This is a genomic window from uncultured Alistipes sp., from assembly GCF_902388705.1.
Lineage (GTDB): Bacteria > Bacteroidota > Bacteroidia > Bacteroidales > Rikenellaceae > Alistipes.
Genome location: NZ_CABMQJ010000004.1, coordinates 55,430 through 72,901, shown reverse-complemented (window position 1 = coordinate 72,901; position 17,472 = coordinate 55,430). Strand labels below are relative to the sequence as shown.

General features: G+C 57.7%; 17 protein-coding genes. 14 read left to right on the top strand and 3 right to left on the bottom strand.

Going from position 1 to position 17,472, the window contains the following annotated elements:
• Window positions 1-353: 353 nt before the first annotated feature.
• Window positions 354-626: an HU family DNA-binding protein gene (locus tag QZT71_RS02510; RefSeq protein WP_009596092.1), complete on the bottom strand. Its 273-nt coding sequence runs from the start codon at window positions 624-626 to the stop codon at window positions 354-356.
• Between the two features lie 240 nt (window positions 627-866).
• On the opposite strand from QZT71_RS02510, the gene QZT71_RS02505 reads away from it, so the two are divergent.
• From QZT71_RS02505 to QZT71_RS02470, 8 genes are all read left to right on the top strand, one after another.
• Complete coding sequence (locus QZT71_RS02505) at window positions 867-1,154, top strand: hypothetical protein (RefSeq protein WP_295911964.1); 288 nt, start codon at window positions 867-869, stop codon at window positions 1,152-1,154.
• A gap of 13 nt (window positions 1,155-1,167) precedes the next feature.
• Complete coding sequence (locus tag QZT71_RS02500; RefSeq protein WP_295911962.1) at window positions 1,168-2,718, top strand: response regulator; 1,551 nt, start codon at window positions 1,168-1,170, stop codon at window positions 2,716-2,718.
• Window position 2,719: 1 nt separating this feature from the next.
• The gene (gene tsaE / locus QZT71_RS02495) at window positions 2,720-3,136 is read left to right on the top strand and encodes a tRNA (adenosine(37)-N6)-threonylcarbamoyltransferase complex ATPase subunit type 1 TsaE (RefSeq protein ID WP_295911960.1); all 417 of its coding nucleotides are present in this window, start codon (window positions 2,720-2,722) and stop codon (window positions 3,134-3,136) included.
• A gap of 266 nt (window positions 3,137-3,402) precedes the next feature.
• The gene (locus QZT71_RS02490) at window positions 3,403-4,224 is read left to right on the top strand and encodes an AraC family transcriptional regulator (protein ID WP_295911958.1); all 822 of its coding nucleotides are present in this window, start codon (window positions 3,403-3,405) and stop codon (window positions 4,222-4,224) included.
• Window positions 4,225-4,379: 155 nt separating this feature from the next.
• Window positions 4,380-4,955 carry a DapH/DapD/GlmU-related protein gene (locus QZT71_RS02485; RefSeq protein ID WP_295911956.1) on the top strand — a complete coding sequence of 192 codons (576 nt, stop codon included), beginning with the start codon at window positions 4,380-4,382 and terminating at the stop codon, window positions 4,953-4,955.
• A gap of 179 nt (window positions 4,956-5,134) precedes the next feature.
• Window positions 5,135-6,031 (top strand): transglutaminase domain-containing protein, encoded by an 897-nt coding sequence (locus tag QZT71_RS02480; protein WP_295911954.1) that lies wholly within the window; start codon window positions 5,135-5,137, stop codon window positions 6,029-6,031.
• Between the two features lie 22 nt (window positions 6,032-6,053).
• The gene (locus QZT71_RS02475; protein WP_295911951.1) at window positions 6,054-6,470 is read left to right on the top strand and encodes an SRPBCC domain-containing protein; all 417 of its coding nucleotides are present in this window, start codon (window positions 6,054-6,056) and stop codon (window positions 6,468-6,470) included.
• 364 nt (window positions 6,471-6,834) lie between these two features.
• Entirely contained in the window at window positions 6,835-8,427 is a 1,593-nt protein-coding gene (locus tag QZT71_RS02470; RefSeq protein ID WP_295911948.1) for a DNA mismatch repair protein MutS, read from the top strand.
• A gap of 60 nt (window positions 8,428-8,487) precedes the next feature.
• Here the strand turns inward: QZT71_RS02470 and QZT71_RS02465 are convergent, their stop codons facing one another.
• On the bottom strand, window positions 8,488-8,799 hold the full coding sequence (locus QZT71_RS02465) for a hypothetical protein (RefSeq protein WP_295911945.1): 312 nt from the start codon (window positions 8,797-8,799) through the stop codon (window positions 8,488-8,490).
• Between the two features lie 201 nt (window positions 8,800-9,000).
• On the opposite strand from QZT71_RS02465, the gene QZT71_RS02460 reads away from it, so the two are divergent.
• Both QZT71_RS02460 and QZT71_RS02455 read left to right on the top strand, forming a co-directional pair.
• Window positions 9,001-9,738, top strand: coding sequence for a LytTR family DNA-binding domain-containing protein (locus QZT71_RS02460; RefSeq protein ID WP_295911943.1), 738 nt, complete (start codon window positions 9,001-9,003; stop codon window positions 9,736-9,738).
• Window positions 9,739-9,861: 123 nt separating this feature from the next.
• On the top strand, window positions 9,862-11,232 hold the full coding sequence (locus QZT71_RS02455; RefSeq protein WP_295911940.1) for an FAD-dependent oxidoreductase: 1,371 nt from the start codon (window positions 9,862-9,864) through the stop codon (window positions 11,230-11,232).
• Window positions 11,233-11,372: 140 nt separating this feature from the next.
• On the opposite strand, the gene QZT71_RS02450 is transcribed toward QZT71_RS02455, so the two are convergent.
• Window positions 11,373-11,990 carry an NUDIX domain-containing protein gene (locus tag QZT71_RS02450; protein ID WP_295911939.1) on the bottom strand — a complete coding sequence of 206 codons (618 nt, stop codon included), beginning with the start codon at window positions 11,988-11,990 and terminating at the stop codon, window positions 11,373-11,375.
• Window positions 11,991-12,065: 75 nt separating this feature from the next.
• Here QZT71_RS02450 and QZT71_RS02445 point away from each other — a divergent pair, with 75 nt between their 5' ends.
• The 4 genes from QZT71_RS02445 (at window position 12,066) to QZT71_RS02430 (ending at window position 17,462) form a co-directional block, all read left to right on the top strand.
• Entirely contained in the window at window positions 12,066-14,192 is a 2,127-nt protein-coding gene (locus QZT71_RS02445; protein WP_295911937.1) for a S9 family peptidase, read from the top strand.
• A 216-nt stretch (window positions 14,193-14,408) separates the two neighbouring features.
• Window positions 14,409-14,582: a hypothetical protein gene (locus QZT71_RS02440; RefSeq protein ID WP_295911936.1), complete on the top strand. Its 174-nt coding sequence runs from the start codon at window positions 14,409-14,411 to the stop codon at window positions 14,580-14,582.
• Between the two features lie 12 nt (window positions 14,583-14,594).
• Window positions 14,595-17,027 carry a PCMD domain-containing protein gene (locus tag QZT71_RS02435; protein ID WP_295911933.1) on the top strand — a complete coding sequence of 811 codons (2,433 nt, stop codon included), beginning with the start codon at window positions 14,595-14,597 and terminating at the stop codon, window positions 17,025-17,027.
• 264 nt (window positions 17,028-17,291) lie between these two features.
• Entirely contained in the window at window positions 17,292-17,462 is a 171-nt protein-coding gene (locus QZT71_RS02430) for a hypothetical protein (RefSeq protein ID WP_295911931.1), read from the top strand.
• Window positions 17,463-17,472 lie beyond the last annotated feature (10 nt).

The following is a 17,472-nucleotide window of genomic DNA, read 5'->3' as shown; positions in this document are numbered from 1 at the left end:
CTCCGGGAAAGTACTGTCCGGATTTTGCGGCATTTCGCCGGGGAAGCCCTGTTACACGCCCCGTAAAGGCCGGGGCAGCAAGGGTTTACACCCGTTTCAGGCGGTTTCGCACGGCACACCGGGCGCCGTAAGCGGAAAGCTGCCGCGAAAAGCCGCAGAAAATAGGTAAAGCTAAAAGAGCCTCGGGCTCCTTTAGCTTTATCTATCGTTTAGCACAAAGGTGCTACCCTACTTTTTCTTGTGGCGATTCTTGCGCAGACGTTTTTTGCGCTTGTGGGTAGCCATCTTGTGACGCTTATGCTTCTTTCCGTTTGGCATAGTCCTTAAATTTTTGAGGTTCTTGTTAAACTGAATTATTTCACCTTCGCTGCGAAGCTCTTGGCGGGCTTGAAAGCAGGGATGTTGTGTTCGGGAATGGTAATGGTCGTGTTCTTCGAGATATTGCGGGCCACCTTCTTGGCGCGCTTCTTCACGATAAAGCTGCCGAAGCCGCGGAGATACACGTTATTCTTGTTGGTCAGCGACGTCTTGATGCTATCCATAAAAGCCTCGACGATTGCCTGAACCTGCACCTTCTCAACGCCGGTGCTTTTAGCGATTTCGCTTACGATATCTGCCTTTGTCATATCTATATAGTATTAAATTATTAAGTTCGTGTGAAGACATTCGGACTGCAAATATACGCTTTATTTACATTTTAGCCAATAAACCGTATATTTTTTTCATTATTTTTCCCACAGTACCCTACCTGTCACTATAACAACACGATAACAAATATCGGGCAAAACTCTGCGGAAAATTAAAATATTATGTGTCAGCCAATTATTCCCCGGAGGGACGTTCCGTCCCTCAAAACACATAATGCAATGAATGTCAAACAACTAACATCCGGAGCATCCATTCTGTCCGACCTTTTCCCGGCATCAATACGCCCGAAGCGAATCCGGGGCGGCGGAGCGGCTCCCGCGCCGGCAAAGAACCCGTTCTGGCCGGCGCGTCGGAACACCTATCCAACACTGTGCCAATCACAACGCCCGCAGCGAAAATCGCCGCCGCAAATCCGCCCGAATCTTTATTTCTGCGGAAATCGTCGGCGACTCAATAAACGTCCGGTTTTTGCGTTTGATAATAAAATAACTAATTTTGCAAACTAAATCCGATAACGGCATGGTCAAAATATTATGGGTGGACGACGAGGTCGAGCTCTTGAAGCCCCACGTCCTGTTCCTCAAGCAGAAAGGCTACGAAGTAGACACCTGCAACAACGGCTACGACGCCATCGACATGGCCTCCGAAGGCTCTTACGACCTGATTATCCTCGACGAGATGATGCCCGGCATGACGGGGCTCGAAACCCTCCCCAAAATCAAGGAGGTGCGCCCCACCACGCCTGTCATCATGGTGACCAAGAGCGAGGAGGAGAACATCATGGACAAGGCCGTCGGCTCGAAAATCGCCGACTACCTCATCAAGCCCGTCAACCCCAACCAGGTGCTGCTCTCGATTAAGAAAAACGTACACCAGCAGCAGCTCGTCACCGAGCAGACCACGGCCGACTACCGCTCGGAATTCGGTCGGATTTCCTCGTCGCTGCAGATGGCCGAAACGTTCGCCGACTGGTGCTCGCTCTACCGCAAGCTCACCAACTGGGAGGTCGATCTTTCGGAATCCTCCGACCAGAGCATCAAGGAGGTGCTGGCCTACCAGAAAAGCGAAGCCAACCAGGAGTTCTGCAAATTCGTGCGCCGCAACTATTACAACTGGATTAACAAGCGTTCGGACGACACCCCCGTGATGTCGCACACGCTCATGCGCACCAACGTCTTCCCGGTGGCCGACGAGAACCCCAAGACCACGCTGCTGCTGATCGACAACTTCCGTTACGACCAGTGGCGTTCGATCTCTTCGCTGCTGCGGGGCTTCTACGACGTGGTGCAGGACGAATTCTACTGCGCCATCCTGCCTACGGCGACCCAGTACGCCCGCAATGCCGTTTTCGCAGGCCTCATGCCGCTGGCCATCGACAAGCTGATGCCCAACAAGTGGCTCAACGACAACGAGGAGGGCGGCAAGAACCAGTACGAGGAGGAGTTCCTCAAACGGCTGATGGCCCAGAACGGCAAGAACTGGAAATTTTCGTTCGACAAACTCGTGCGCCCGGAGCAGGGGCGCAAGCTGGTCGACAACATCCAAAAGGTCTACGACGCCGATTTTTCGGTAATCGTCTACAATTTCCTCGACATCCTTTCGCACGCCCGCACCGAAACCGACATCATCCGCGAGTTGACGGAGGACGACGCGGCGTTCCGCTCACTGACGCGCTCATGGTTCGAACACTCCGACCTTTACACCATCCTCAAACTCCTCTCGGAGCGGGGACACACCGTCGTGATTACCTCCGACCACGGCACCATTCGCGTGGACAATCCCGTCAAGGTGACGGGCGACCGGGAAACCTCGGCCAACCTGCGCTACAAGACGGGCCGCAACCTGGCGTACAACTCCCGCGAGGTGTACGAGATACTCAAACCCGAGGACGTCCAGCTGCCGTCGAGCAACCTCACGTCGAGCTATATCTTCGCCTACAACTCGGATTTCCTGGTTTACAACAACGATGCGAACCGACATATCCGCTACTACCGCAACACGTTCCAGCACGGCGGCATCTCGATGGAGGAGATGATCGTGCCCTACATTGTCTTAAAACCCAAACAGTAATATGAAAACCATCCATATCACTTCACAGGACGAACTGCCGGACGTCGCCGAGGCGGTCGTCGAAGCCCTCGGCCGCCGCACGGTGGTCGCGTTCCGCGGAGAAATGGGAGCGGGGAAAACCACCCTGATCCGCGAAATCGCAGCGCAGCTCGGAGCCACGGACACCGTGACCAGCCCGACGTTCGCTATCGTCAACCAGTACAAGGGCAAAGGCAACCGCCGCATCCACCACTTCGATTTCTACCGCATCAACGACATCCGCGAAGCCTACGACTTCGGCTACGAGGAGTACTTCTTCTCGGGCGACCTCTGCCTGGTCGAATGGCCCGAAAAAATCGAGCAGCTGCTGCCCGACAACGTGATGACCGTACGCATTACCGTGGACAGCGACACGGCGCGCACGTTCGAAATCGACTGATACGCCCGGAATAGACCTGCGGGGCACGGCTTTCGGTCGTGCCCCGCAGTTTTTCACACAGCACAGGGAGTGCCTTCATGCAAAAGTCCGCATCGGGCCGCCGGGCCGCCGGGCCGCCGGGCGAAAAGCCTCTTTCGGGTACGGCCATCGCAGCGGGCGCCCGTTCCCTTTTCCGGCCTGCGCCCGGACAACCGGGTCGCACAATGAAATTTTCACTATCTTTGCCCTAAAGCCGCCTTGCATTTACAGTCAATCGAACCGCAAAAATGACAAAGGGAATCCATACGTTGCGTTATTCGGATATTTTTTTTGCGATGTACATCGACAACGGGACGAGTTGCCTGCACCGGAACCACTCCCACGTGCTGGTCTACCTGCACTCCGGCGAACTGGAAATCAACGAACGGGGCAAAATCACCCGTTTGCACAAAGGGGATTGCGCTTTCATCCGCAAGGATTTCAGCGTACAGATGATTAAACAGGCATATGGCGGCGAGCAGTTCAAGGCCGTTTTCCTGTTGTTTACCGCAAAATTCCTGCGCGACTTCTACAACCGGCTGGACAGGAGCACAATCCCCCGGGAGGTGAAACGGGATAAGCCAAGCCTCTACAAACTGCCGTCCAACCGGCCCGATATCGTAAGCCTGTTCGAATCCATGACGCCCTATTTCGATTCCGACATTCAGCCCACCGACGAATTGCTGCAACTGAAGATGGTCGAAGGCGTCTATGTGCTGCTCCATACCGACAAAAACCTCTATGCTTCGCTTTTCGACTTTGCCGAGCCGTGGAAAATCGACTTGCTGGAATTCATGGAGCGGAATTACATGAACGACCTCTCGATGGAAGAAATCGCCAACTACACGGGACGCAGCCTCTCCACATTCAAACGCGATTTCAAAAGGGCCAGCGACCTCACCCCGCAGAAATGGCTGATAAAACGACGCCTCGAAGCCGCGCACGAACTGCTACGCAAAGGCGGATGCAAAGTTTCCGACGTTTGCCTCGACGTGGGGTTCAAGAACCTTTCTCATTTTTCGAAGGCGTATAAGCAAACCTACGGAACGGCCCCGACGAAGATCCGATGAAATCGGAATAAGCCGCACCCACGAACCTTGCAGTGCACCCCATTGCAAGGTTTTTTATTTTTGGCTTTCTCGACAAAGCACATTGAACCGCACAGCAAAATCCATGTGCCGCACTCCCCGTATCTTTGCAACGGAACAGTAAAAACAAAAAAGTCATGAAGGATATTTTTGCAAAAGATTCGAGCGGTGAAATGGTTTCGCCCCACGAACCGGGTTACGACGCCCTGATTGCGGACATTTTCGCCACAATCAAAACAGCAACGGAAATGAACACGGGTTACCGCACGCCCGAAGAGGTGCATGAATACATGGGACGCATCCTCGGGAAAGAGCTGGATGCAACCACCACCGTGCTGCCGCCGCTCTACATAGACTACGGAAAGCCCGTCACCATCGGCAGGGGATGCTTTATCCAGCAATGCTGCACGTTTTTCGGACGAGGCGGCATCACGATAGGCAACGATGTGTTTATCGGGCCGAAAGTCAACCTGATTACAATCAACCACGACCCGAACCCGGAGAACCGCAGCGCCACGTACGGCCGCCCTATATTAATCGAGGACAAGGTTTGGATCGGTATCAATTCCACGATACTGCCGGGCGTCAGAATCGGCTACGGAGCCATTGTGGGAGCCGGCAGCGTCGTAACAAAAGACGTACCGGCGATGACCGTCGTAGCGGGCAATCCGGCACGGGTGGTCAGAAAGATAACGACGCCCGGGCAACAATAACGGCGCACAGACGTTTCTCCGCGTTTCGAAGTTCCCGGGCCGCCGGCAGCGCATCCGCAAGCAAACCGCAAGGCACGCATGGCAATTTTCACCGTGCGTTTCAGCGCACACGGACGGCAGAAGAGAGATATTCTCGTTTTTTATCCTTACCTTTGCGCGTAATAACGAATAGGCCTCCTATGAAAAAAACGTTTAAAATCGTCGGGATTGTCCTGGCATCGCTCGCCGGACTGCTGCTGATCGCCATCCTGCTGGCCCGGTTCGTCTTCCGCGACCAGCTCGCCGGAATACTCAACGACGAGCTCAAAGAACAGCGCGTCGAACTGCTGCGCAGGGCGGCTCCCTATGCCGCCGACACTGTGCAGTTCGGTTTCGCCTACAAGCAGGACACCGTGCGCGCCCGCGAAATCCGCGACTATTTCCGCCTCGACACGCTGCTGCGCGGCGATGCCACGACCTGGGAGAATACGCTGGCGCTGGCGAAATTCGTCGCACGCAACATCCCGCACGCCAACCAGAAAATCCAGCCCGAAAAACGCAACGCCATCGCCCTGTGGGAATACAGCCGCAGCGTCGAACCCGCTTTCAACTGCCGCCTGCACTCGATCACGCTGCACGAAATGCTGCTGGCTTCGGGCATCGCCAACCGGTTCGTCACCTGCCTTCCGGCCGACTCGCTGGATAACGACTGCCATGTCGTGAACATCGTATGGCTGCCCGAGCGGCAGAAATGGGCGATGGTCGACTCGGACATGCAGGCGTTCATCACCGATCCGGCGGGCACGCCCCTTTCGCTCGAAGAGATGCGCCGGTGCTACATTGCCGGCGAGCCGATGCAAATACACCCGCTGCTGGACGAAGAAAACGATGATTATTACGCCGCCTACTGGGCCAAAAACCTCTACTGGTTCGCCTGCTGGGAGCAGACCGGATACGACAAGGAGCCGAAAAGCGAGGGACGCATGATTGTCCTGCTCCCGCCGGGATTCGACGGATTCCAGCTCGACGGTTCGGCCGTGCGGACTTCCGACCCAACACGTTTCTGGGCCGCCCCCGAATGCGCACTCGACATCTGACAAACAACAAGTTCCACAAGTAATGCAAGAATACATTTCCAAACAGCAACAAATCCTGCGTCCCGCAGAACAGATTTACACCGTAATCAGCCGCTTCGACAACCTCACGCCCGCTTTGGCGGACAAGGTCGAAGAGTGGCAGGCCACCGAGGACACCTGCTCGTTCAAGGCCAAGGGCTTTACCGTAAAACTCCGCATGGAGGAGCGTGAAGAGCCCAAATATATCAAAATCGTCGGCGACGACGGAGGCGTCCCGATGGACTTCGCATTCTGGATTCAACTGCACAAGGTGTCCGACACGGACACCCGCCTGCGGCTGGTGCTGCACATCGACCTGAACATGATGATGAAGATGATGATCGGGAACAAGCTGCAGGGGGCGCTGGACCAGATTGCCGAGGGTCTCGCCAACGCGATGAACGCCGCGCCGCAGGTTTAGGCAAATGCCCGCCGCAGGTGAAAGCGGCACGAAACAGCGGGCCCGTGCACATGCAGGCCCGTATGTCCGGAACGCGATTCCCGAAAGGGAAAGGTGTTTGCTGCGCCGCCGCAGGGAACATGCCGCCAGAAGCGGTGTAAGACGACAACCCGGCCCGGCGGGAACGGCTCGACGCAGGGATTCGCCGGCGGATTGGAAATATCTCCGACCGGCCCCGACGACGCGCAACCGGCGTAACAGGCAAACCGGATTGGGCCCCGTTGCCGGATTTACGGTCATGCGGGTGCGAAAAGTCCCGGGGAGAAACCGGGATGCATGCCGGAGGAGGGGCCTTTCGGGAAACCCCGGCACGACACATGCGACTATGAAACCGACAACCTATATATCCGCCTTGCTCGGGGCACAGCAGTCCTCCGACGGGAAACGCCCTGCATGCGACTTCGACCTCATAAGCCGCTATTTCTACAACCGGTCGACCGAAGAGCAAACCTGCCAGCACATCGACGCCGAAACCACGTCCGACCTCGACCTCAACGCCGTCTTCGAGCGCATCGACCGCACCACCTCCAAAGTCGGGCAACAGTACCTCTACGACCGCCTGCGCACCCTCCGGGGTACGCAAGACGCCGAAGCTTTCGGGAGCGACACGGACTGTTTCGCCGCGAACGGCGAACTCACGGCAAACTGCATGAAATCCCTCGCACGGCTGTCGGACGACGAGGTGTACGGTTTGCAGAACCTGATTTTCGACACCCCGGCAAAGGTGCGGTACATCGCATGGGTTTACCCGCTCACGGCACTGGCCGCAGCATCCCTGCTGATAAGTCCGTTCTATCCGCTGTTCCTGCTGCTCTTCATGGCTGTTTTCGCCGCAAACCTCTACATCCATTACAGCAACAAACTCAATGTTTCGCTCTACGGCTCGGCTGTGAAACAGCTTTCGCGGGCCCTGCGCACGGCACGCGAACTGGCTGTCGAAGAGGTTCCCGGCACGGAAGCGGCCACGGAACAGATACGGCAGGTAGCCGAGGTCGAACGCCGCAGCCGGGTGGTGGGCACGCAGGGCGACAGCGCCAACGAACTGGCGGCCGCCGCATGGCTGCTCATCGAGCTGGTCAAGGTCGCTCTAAACATCGAGGTGATTCTTTTCCACCGCTTTATCGGCAGCATCACGGCGCGGCGCGGCGCAATCCACAACGTATTCCGCTTTATCGGCAGAACCGATGCGGCGATTTCGGTCGCACGGCTGCGCAGCGAAACCGCGACCTGCCGTCCGCAATTCATCGACGGCAAATACCTCAAGGCCGTGCAGGTCGCGCATCCGCTAATCGACGGCTGCGTGGCCAATACGCTCGAACTCGACGGCACGGGACTGCTGCTCACGGGCTCCAACATGTCGGGCAAGACGACTTTCATCCGCACGCTGGTTCTCAACGCCCTGCTGGGCGAAACGCTCGACATCTGCTTCGCGGCATCCTACACGGCGCCCTACATGAAACTGTACAGTTCGATCCGCATCTCCGACGACATTACCGAGGGTACGAGCTACTACCTGCAGGAGGTATTGACCGTCAAGCGTTTCCTCGATGCGGCGCAAGGGGCGGCGCCCTGCCTGTTCGCCCTCGACGAACTGTTCAAGGGCACGAACACGACCGAGCGGATCGCCGCCGGGAAAGCCGTGCTGGCCCATCTCAACCGCGGCCCGCATATCGTGCTGGTATCGACGCACGACATCGAACTGGCCGAACTGCTGTACCGCGACGGCTACGAGCTGCACCATTTCCGCGAGGAGGTGGTCGACGGCAAACTGATTTTCGACTACCAGCTCCACACGGGGCCGTTGACGACCCGCAACGCCATACGCATCCTGGAACTGTACGACTATCCGTCCGAACTGATTGCGGAGGCCTACGAGGTACAGGAAAAACTGTCGGGACAACCGGACGGGCGGGAATAAAAAGCGGCAGCCCGTGAGGGCCGCCGCTTCGGGATTCTGCGCCGGATTGGATTGCAGCATTCAGATTTTCGGTTTCTGGAGCATCCGGATAACCAGCGACGCCCCGTAAATGAGCATGCCGTACATAATCGAGATAAACGACACTTTGAATCCGCCGAGCAGCAACGACAGCGAAATATCGCCCGCCTGCTGGATAACGCCAAAGGCATGATACATGCCCAAAATCTGGAGGAAGATACCGGTTACCAGGGCCAGCAGGCCAATCTCCTTCACCCACGCAGGGGCTTTCCATGCGGCGAACAACATGCAAATCAATTCGACGGTCAGCAACGACATCTGATAGGAGCCGCCTTGCAAGAACAAATCAAACATAACGGTTGAATTTTAAACGGTCAAGGGATTATTCCCATTGGCAAAGATAAGCCGCTTGCGCCCGAAACGGTGCAAAACCGGGCTGCCGAATCCCGTCGTCATCCGGTCGAATCCCGCTGTCGGGCTCCCGGCCCCGTCTGCGGCGGTTTTGGCCGTCATGCGAACGATTTATTTACCTATATTTGTAGAAAAGGATTCCGCATGAAACATTTTCTTCCCGTCGCATGGTGGCTCGCAGCCACGGTCGTAATCGCCCTCGTATTGGTCAGCCTGGGATACCGTTTCGGGGAAGCCCTGCAACTGGGCGTACCGTTCCTGCCGGGCATGCTCGCAGCCCGTTATTTCGTGCCGCAACTATCGTTCGCCGATCGCCGGAAAGGCATCTTCGACGCGGTCTACCTCACACTGGCGATACTCTGCATCGAATACCTGTCGCTGATTCTGACCGGACGTTACATCCTCGACATCTACCCCTCCGAAATGCCGGATATCCTGCTCAATCCGGTTTTCCTGCTGCTGGTTCCGGCCGCTTTCGTGACGCCCGAAATAATGCTCGAAAACTACATCGCCGCACGCCATCCCTACGACAAAACGATTCGCTTCGTATCCGACCGGCGGAGAATCACGCTCGACCCGGCGGAGATACTCTACGTCGAATCGAACGACAGCGAAGTCTGGCTGCACACCGCCGACGGCGCAGCCTACCGCACCAAGACACGCATTTCGCAATGGGAGTCGCAGCTGGACAGGCGGTTTCTGCGCATCCACCGGTCGTACATCGTCAACACCGGACACATCGACGAGTACCACTCCGCACGCGTGACGGTCGGCGGACAAAGCATCGAAATATCCCGCAAATACAAGGAAGAGGCGCGGCAGCGGCTCGGCACCCCCTCCGCAAGCGTTCCCGAGCGCACCGATTCGGCCCAACGGGAATAATTGCCAACAACCGCGGCACTCCGGCCATTGTCCGGGAGCAGGAAAGTCGTGATATTTGCATTGGAAAACATATCCCGGCAAACGGCGCTGTGCACCGCACGACGGAGTACTAAAAAACAAGTTATGAAAAAGTATGATGCTGTCATTATCGGCTTCGGCAAAGCAGGCAAGACCCTCGCTTCGGAGCTGGCAGGGCATGGCTGGAGCGTCGCCATGATCGAACGCTCGGACACAATGTACGGGGGAACCTGCATCAACATCGGCTGCATACCGACCAAGGCCCTGATTCACAGCGCCGGAATGGCGGCAGCCGGGCATCCGCAGACTTTCGAACAACGGCGCGACTATTACAGGCAGGCCGTCGCCTCGAAAACTACACTGGTCGATTTGCTGCGGGACAAGAACTACCACAAGCTGGCCGACAACGGCCGTATCGACGTGCTGACGGGCCAGGGCGGTTTCCTGTCGCCGGAAGTCGTAGCCGTGAAAACCGCGGCGGGGACGCAGGAGGTAACCGGCAAATACATCTTCATCAACACCGGCGCAGAAACGGCGCTGCCGCCCATAGACGGCATCGCGCAGAGCAAACGGGTCTACACGAGCACCTCGATTATGGAGCTCGAAGAGCTGCCGCGGCACCTGGTTATCGTAGGCGGAGGATATATCGGGCTGGAATTCGCCTCGATGTACGCCTCGTTCGGCTCGAAAGTCACCGTACTCGAAGGATTCGCGGAACTGATTCCGCGCGAAGACCGCGACGTCGCGGCCGCCGTGCAGCAGGTGCTGGAAAAGCGAGGCATCGCATTCCGCATGCAGGCCAAAGTCGGCCCTGTACGCGACACCGCACAGGGCGTAAGCGTCACGGTCACCGATGGACAGACCGGCGGGAATTACGAAATTACAGCCGATGCGGTACTGCTCGCCACGGGACGCAGGCCTGCGACGGAGGGGCTGAACCTTGCAGCGGCAGGCGTGGAAACGACCGAACGGGGCGCAATCAAAGTCGACGGGCACCTGCACACGACAGCGCCCCGCATCTATGCCGTAGGCGACGTAACGGGCGGCCTGCAGTTCACCTACGTTTCGCTCGACGACTACCGGATCGTACGGGACGAACTGTTCGGCCGCGGCGAGCGGACGACCGCCAACCGGGGCCCAGTACCCTATTCGGTCTTCATCGATCCGCCCCTCTCGCACGTAGGCATGCACGAGGAGGAGGCCCGCAAAGCAGGGCTCGACATCCGCGTCAACACGATTGCCGTCGCCTCGTTCCCGCGTTCGCGGATACTGGGCTCGGCAGAGGGCGTGCTCAAAGCCGTAATCGATGCGAAAACCGATCTGATACTGGGCTGCACGCTCTTCGGGCCCGAATCGAGCGAAGTCATCAATACCGTCGCCATGGCCATGAAACACGGCATCACGGCACGCGAGGTGAGCAATTCGATCTACACGCACCCGAGCATGAGCGAGTCGCTCAACGACCTGTTCGCCTGAAACACAGAAGTGCTTCCCGCAGCACGGACTATCCGGCAGGGGAGAGCAAAAGGGCCGGAGCAATGCTCCGGCCCTTTTATTCTGCCGTTACAGCGAATCGCATCCAGCCCGGCCGCCCACGCTGCGGCATTGCTTTCGCCCTATCGCCGCACGCACGGTTCCGCCATGGCCGCCGCCACACAACGTATCGTGGGAAAAGCATCGCGCAGGTGGTCGGCGACCTCGGCGGGCGTACACCACGCGACACACTCGATTCCCTCCTCGGTCTGGGGCGTAAGACTGTCGCATCCCGCCGTGTGCAGTTCGTACCAATGGGTGCGTTTCAGCTCCCAGCGCCCGGTCTTCGGGAAGTAATAGGCGTGCAGCGTATCGCAGAGCGGGCGCACCACTTCGGAGTTGACGCCCGTCTCCTCCTCCACCTCGCGGGCGGCACACTCTTCCATCCGCTCGCCGCATTCGAGATGGCCTTTCGGCAAGTCCCAGCGGCCGTTGCGGCGCATCATCAGCCACTCGCCGCGGTCGTTGACAACCACGCCGCCCGCCGCCTCGACCGGCGTGAACCCTTCGGCAAAGGCTGCGAACGCCCGCTCGGGGTCGGGCGCGACGACCGCCACACAGTTGTGCGATTCGAGAATTTTCGTTACCTTCGCTCGTGATACGTCCCCGCCGCTCCCGGACACGACGGCACAACACCCGTCACCGGGAGTTTCCGCGGTGAAAATCACGACTTTATCTGCAAAATATACGGTACGGTCCATGCATGTTTGATTTGAACGCAAAAATACGAATAAATAGAAGAAACCCGGACTGAAATGAAAAAATTATTCCTTTTTATGGCTATTGCAGCTGTGGGACTGGGCGCATGCGACGATAAGCGTCCGCAGCCCCTTCCAATCGACAACGCCCTGACGGCCGACGAAATCGCCGCAGGCAGGCTCACCCCCGAGGTGATGTGGAAAATGAGCCGCGCAGGCTCCTCGTCGCTCTCGCCCGACGGCAAAACGCTCCTCTATGCGCAGACCGACTACAACATGGCCCAGAACCGCGGCGTGACGACCATACGGGTACAGGACATGGCCTCGGGCGCCGTGACGCGCCTCACCGACACGGCATCGAACAACGCCGACCCCAAATGGAGTGCCGACGGACAGAAAATCTACTTTCTCTCCGACCGCAGCGGCTCGATGCAGGTGTGGCGGATGAACGCCGCGGGCGGCGATGCGGCCCAGATAACGGGCAGCGGCAAAAGCGAGGGTGTTCCCGAGGTCGAAGGCTTCGGTGTCAGCCCCGATGAAAAGCACATCTGGTGGGTGCAGGCCGTGCAGACGGCACGGCGCAAATCGTCGGACGTCTACGAAGACATGCCGAAATCGAAAGCCCGCATCTACGACGATTTGATGGCCCGCCACTGGAACTACTGGGATGAAGGCTCCTACCGCCACATCTTCATCGGCGAACTGGGCAAGGGCCTCGTGACGGGAGGCACGGACATCATGCCCGACGCACAGTGGGACGCTCCGCTGGCCCCCTATTTCGACATGGCCGAAATCGCGTGGAACAATGCCGGAACGATGCTGGCCTACACCTGCAAACCGCTCACCGGAACCCAATACGCCGAATCGACCGACTCGGATATCTTCGTCTATGTACTCGAAAGCGGCCTGACGCAGAATATCTGCAAACCGGTCAACGTCAACACCGGGGAGCCAATCGTATCGGACATGGCCGTCATGGCCGGCTACGACAAATACCCCGTCTGGTCGCCCGACGACACGAAAATCGCATTCCTCTCGCAGCGCCGGGCCGGCAACGAGTCGGACAAGGCCCGCCTGTTCCTGTACGATTGCCGTACGGGTGACCTGCAAGACCTGACCGAGGATTTCGACTACAACGCCATGAACGTCGTCTGGGACGGCAACGACCTGATTTACTTCATCGCCCCGATCGAGGCGACGCACCAGATATGCCGCATCGCCCCCTCGGTGGGCGAAGTGGAGGTGGTGACGCGCGGCGACCACGACATCAACGCTTTCTCGAAAGCCGGGGATAAAATCGTCGCCGAAATGTGCACGATTTCGATGGCCACGGAGTTCTTCGGCATCGACCCCGCAGACGGCAAGCTGACACAGCTCTCGGCCATCAACAAACCGGTTTACGACAACATCAAAATGGGCGAGGTGCAGAAGCGCTGGGTCAAGACTACCGACGGCAAACAGATGCTGACGTGGGTGATCCTGCCGCCCGACTTCGACCCTGCGAAGAAATACCCCACCCTGCTCTACTGCCAGGGAGGCCCGCAGAGCGTCGTGTCACAGTTCTGGAGCTACCGCTGGAACTTCCAGTTGATGGCCGCGCAGGGTTACGTCGTCGTGGCGCCCAACCGCCGCGGCCTGCCCTCGTTCGGACAGGAGTGGCTCGACCAAATTTCGGGCGACTACTCGGGCCAAAACATCCGCGACTACCTCTCGGCCATCGACGACGTTGCCAAAGAGCCGTGGGCCGACGAAACCCGCATGGGCTGCGTAGGCGCTTCGTACGGCGGATATTCGGTCTATTTCCTCGCAGGATGCCACCAGAAGCGTTTCAAGGCGTTCATCTCGCACTGCGGCATTTTCAACTTCGAGTCGATGTACGGCCAAACCGAAGAACTGTTCTTCATCAACAACGACTACGGAGGCCCCTACTGGGACGAGTCGAACAAGGTAGCGCAGCGCTCCTACGCCAACTCGCCGCACAAGTTCGTCGAGAAATGGGACACGCCGATTCTGATTATCACGGGCGAATACGATTTCCGCATCCCCTACACGCAGTCGCTGGAGGCTTTCACCGCCGCACGCGTACGGGGTATTCCAGCCCGCCTGGTCGAGTTCGAAAACGAGGCGCACCAGGTCTTCAAACCCCAGAACTCGCTCGTCTGGAACCGCGAGTTCTTCGGCTGGCTCGACAAATACGTGAAATAGCCCTCCTGCCTCCGCAGTATGCGGCCGCCCGGGATTCCGGGCGGCCGTTTTTGTGTATCACGTAAACCCTTCCGCTCTTTTTCAAACCGTTTCAGCCCTATTGCCGCCTGTCAAATCAATCGGTTCGTTGAAAAAATCCGCCGGTTCGTTGAATTTATTTTCATCCGCCCTCCGGGAATCCTATTTTTGCTCTCGACGCATTTAACAGATTTGACTATGAAGAAAGTAACCACCCATCGGGAGGGAAGGCCGTGCTATGTCGCGCCCCTGCTCGAACAGATCGATGTGCAGACCGAGAAAGGGTTTGCAACCTCCTATCCAGGCGGCGACGTGGAGCCCGTAAGTGTCGGCACACAGAGCTACGACGACTTTTATACGAATTACGAATAAAGCGCCGCAGCCATGAAAAACATCGACAAGACATTATCCATCCTTGCTGCGGCTGCCATGCTGGCAGGTTGCAGCAGCTACGATGAAACGAACGATCTGGCGCCCGCGGGCAACGGCACGTACGTGCAACTCCTCGCCGAGGTTACCGCCCAACCCGAATCCCGGGCCGGAATCATCGTCGACGGGACCACTTTCACCGGCGTGTGGGAAAACGAAGACGCCATGGGCGTATTCCCGTCCATCCCCGGAACAGAAGCGTATTCGCCCCTCCAGCGGTTCGTCTACAACAGCAGCGAATTCGCATTCGAGGGCTCGCTCCCCTCTTCCGAATCGGGCGACTGGAGCTACCTCGCATTCTATCCGCACACCACCGTGAACGGCAAGACGGTCAGCGTGCCGTTCGGCAACCTGCGGACACAGCAGGGCAACGCATTCAATTGCGCCTACGACGCACTGGCCGGCGAACTGGCATCATTCCAGAACGCCGCCCCGGGCAAGACCGACGAGGGCGAAACCGTACGTTTCAACCTCCACCGCCTCACCTCGATTCTCAACCTGGAGTCGAAAAGCGGCGGCGTCAGCGACAAGGTGCGCTACGTTCTGCTCACCTCGGAGAACAAGGCACAGCCCATCTCGGCGGCAAGCCTCGATTTCGACCTGCTGCAGGCCGGTGCGGACGCAGCCCTCACCACGACGGACGCCACGAACGTCATCGCACTCGGATTCGAATCCGGCAGCGCACCGGCAGCCAATGCCCTCGACGCATTCTTCAACATCATGCCGGGCAATTACGACAAACTGACGTTCGACGTAATCACCGAGGCCAAACAGATCGGCACGGCATCCTTTACGCGCAACGACCCCGACCGGAAGCTCGTTGCAGGCAAACTCTACCAGCTGTCGACCGGGCTGCAATTCTCCGATATCGCGCAACCGACGTTCGTATGGCCCGGCGAGGACGGTAAAGCCATCGACGAAGTACACGAAATCACCACCGACGAGAGCGGGACGAGCCTCGACTACTCCGCCGCCGTCACCATCGACGTGCCGGGCGGCATCGCCGGGCTCGAAGTGCGGATTACATCGGCGGCACTGAATGGGAACGGACTCGACCTCGAGCTGCTCAACCTGTTCAACGACGAATTGGAACTGCCCGGCATGAGCAGCGGCAAAGCCATTCAGTACCAGAAGAGCACGGTCTTCGACATCACGCAGCTCGTTCCCCTTATCATGATTCTCCCGGGAGCCGACCCCGGCAGCGACCACATTTTCGAGGTCACCGTGACCGACCTGGCGGGAAACACCGCACTGACGACGCTGACATTCCGCGTTCCCGGGGGCACACCGTCCGCGCCTGCCGCAACCTATAACAACGACGCAAACCTGTGGAAGAATACGGCATCGCTGACAATCACCAACGTTACCGCCGGTACGCAGCCGGTACTGGAGTACCGAATCGACGGGACGCAAGCGTGGAAAGAGGCAACCGTCACGGCAGGGAGCGACGACAGCCATACGGCCACGATAGCCCCGGACTGGACGGAAGACGTAAATCCGAGCGGACTGACGATTCACACGGTCGATCCGACGACGGGCATCTTCGCCAAAAACACCTATGAGTACCGGCTCAAGGTAAACGACGAAGTAGTGGATTCAGGAAAATTCACACCCGCGGACAACAGCGGGGATTCGATTGAAAACGGCGACATGGAAGGATGGGGCACCAAAGCGGCCCCGGACAACGCATCCAAGACGATTCCCGATCCGAACGCAGCGGGCAACACGTTCTGGGCCAGCGGCAACAACACGTACATGGCGACACTCACAGGCGGCAAAGCGGCGAAATTATGCCTGCAGAATACGGACAAAGCGGGCCGGGGCAGCACTTCCTGCGCCGAGCTCTCCGCACAGAACGTATTCTCCGTATTCGCTGCGGGCAACCTGTTCACGGGAGATTTCACCATGGACGGTTCGGTAGGCTATGCCCAGTTCGGCCAGAAATACGATTATTCCGCCCGACCGACCGGACTGAAACTGAAATATGCGGCGACCATCAACAAAATCGACAAGGTAGCCAACAGTGCACCGGCGACCAAGGATGACATCGACAAAGCCCGCATTTTCGTCTGCATCATCGACTGGAGCGCCCGGCATTCGGTAAAATCAGGTACTTCAATCGATGTGAACACGTTCTGGGACCCGGAAACAGCAAGCAGCCAGCCCGAAGGCGAAATCATCGGCTACGGCTCCTATTACGTGACCGAAAGCACGGGCGACAGCATGGAGGAACTCCATATCCCGATTCAGTACTACCAACGCACGGACGCACCCCCGACAGGCAACTACACGATGATTATCTCCTGTGCCACCAGCTACCTCGGGGATTACCTGACGGGCTCCTATACGAATAAACTCTGGGTCGACGATTTCGAATGGGTATATTAGCCTTATTCCGACATCCGTTACAAAAAATCTATACGTTATCCCGAACCTCCCTGCAACTGCGGGAGGTTTTTTTGTCGTATCCGGCAAACGCACAGGTGATTGTACACGATTGACAATCCATTCCGGAACCGGCCGGCACACCGGTACGGAAAATGATAAAAACCGGGGTTTTCGTGATTGAAATACCGGAGTTTATTGAATTTATTTTCACGTCGGCCCCTTCCCGCTTACATTTGTATTGTCACTTTTAAACTTTTGCATACCATGGGAATTGTATCAACCACGAAAGGGGGGGGGAAATTTTATGTATCGCCCCACATTGAAGTAATTTTAGTTCAGGCTGAAAAGGGATTTGCAGTAACAGGCGATAATTCCAATCCAGGGGGGCCGGTATCACCGATGAGTTACGACGAAATTTATTCGGACGAATATTAAAACCTGCCTG

Bases quoted from the DNA above. Each gene is read 5' to 3' on its own strand.
- QZT71_RS02510 (WP_009596092.1), bottom strand. From the start codon at position 626: ATGACAAAGGCAGATATCGTAAGCGAAATCGCTAAAAGCACCGGCGTT.
- QZT71_RS02505 (WP_295911964.1), top strand. From the start codon at position 867: ATGAATGTCAAACAACTAACATCCGGAGCATCCATTCTGTCCGACCTT.
- QZT71_RS02500 (WP_295911962.1), top strand. From the start codon at position 1,168: ATGGTCAAAATATTATGGGTGGACGACGAGGTCGAGCTCTTGAAGCCC.
- tsaE (WP_295911960.1), top strand. From the start codon at position 2,720: ATGAAAACCATCCATATCACTTCACAGGACGAACTGCCGGACGTCGCC.
- QZT71_RS02490 (WP_295911958.1), top strand. From the start codon at position 3,403: ATGACAAAGGGAATCCATACGTTGCGTTATTCGGATATTTTTTTTGCG.
- QZT71_RS02485 (WP_295911956.1), top strand. From the start codon at position 4,380: ATGAAGGATATTTTTGCAAAAGATTCGAGCGGTGAAATGGTTTCGCCC.
- QZT71_RS02480 (WP_295911954.1), top strand. From the start codon at position 5,135: ATGAAAAAAACGTTTAAAATCGTCGGGATTGTCCTGGCATCGCTCGCC.
- QZT71_RS02475 (WP_295911951.1), top strand. From the start codon at position 6,054: ATGCAAGAATACATTTCCAAACAGCAACAAATCCTGCGTCCCGCAGAA.
- QZT71_RS02470 (WP_295911948.1), top strand. From the start codon at position 6,835: ATGAAACCGACAACCTATATATCCGCCTTGCTCGGGGCACAGCAGTCC.
- QZT71_RS02465 (WP_295911945.1), bottom strand. From the start codon at position 8,799: ATGTTTGATTTGTTCTTGCAAGGCGGCTCCTATCAGATGTCGTTGCTG.
- QZT71_RS02460 (WP_295911943.1), top strand. From the start codon at position 9,001: ATGAAACATTTTCTTCCCGTCGCATGGTGGCTCGCAGCCACGGTCGTA.
- QZT71_RS02455 (WP_295911940.1), top strand. From the start codon at position 9,862: ATGAAAAAGTATGATGCTGTCATTATCGGCTTCGGCAAAGCAGGCAAG.
- QZT71_RS02450 (WP_295911939.1), bottom strand. From the start codon at position 11,990: ATGGACCGTACCGTATATTTTGCAGATAAAGTCGTGATTTTCACCGCG.
- QZT71_RS02445 (WP_295911937.1), top strand. From the start codon at position 12,066: ATGGCTATTGCAGCTGTGGGACTGGGCGCATGCGACGATAAGCGTCCG.
- QZT71_RS02440 (WP_295911936.1), top strand. From the start codon at position 14,409: ATGAAGAAAGTAACCACCCATCGGGAGGGAAGGCCGTGCTATGTCGCG.
- QZT71_RS02435 (WP_295911933.1), top strand. From the start codon at position 14,595: ATGAAAAACATCGACAAGACATTATCCATCCTTGCTGCGGCTGCCATG.
- QZT71_RS02430 (WP_295911931.1), top strand. From the start codon at position 17,292: ATGGGAATTGTATCAACCACGAAAGGGGGGGGGAAATTTTATGTATCG.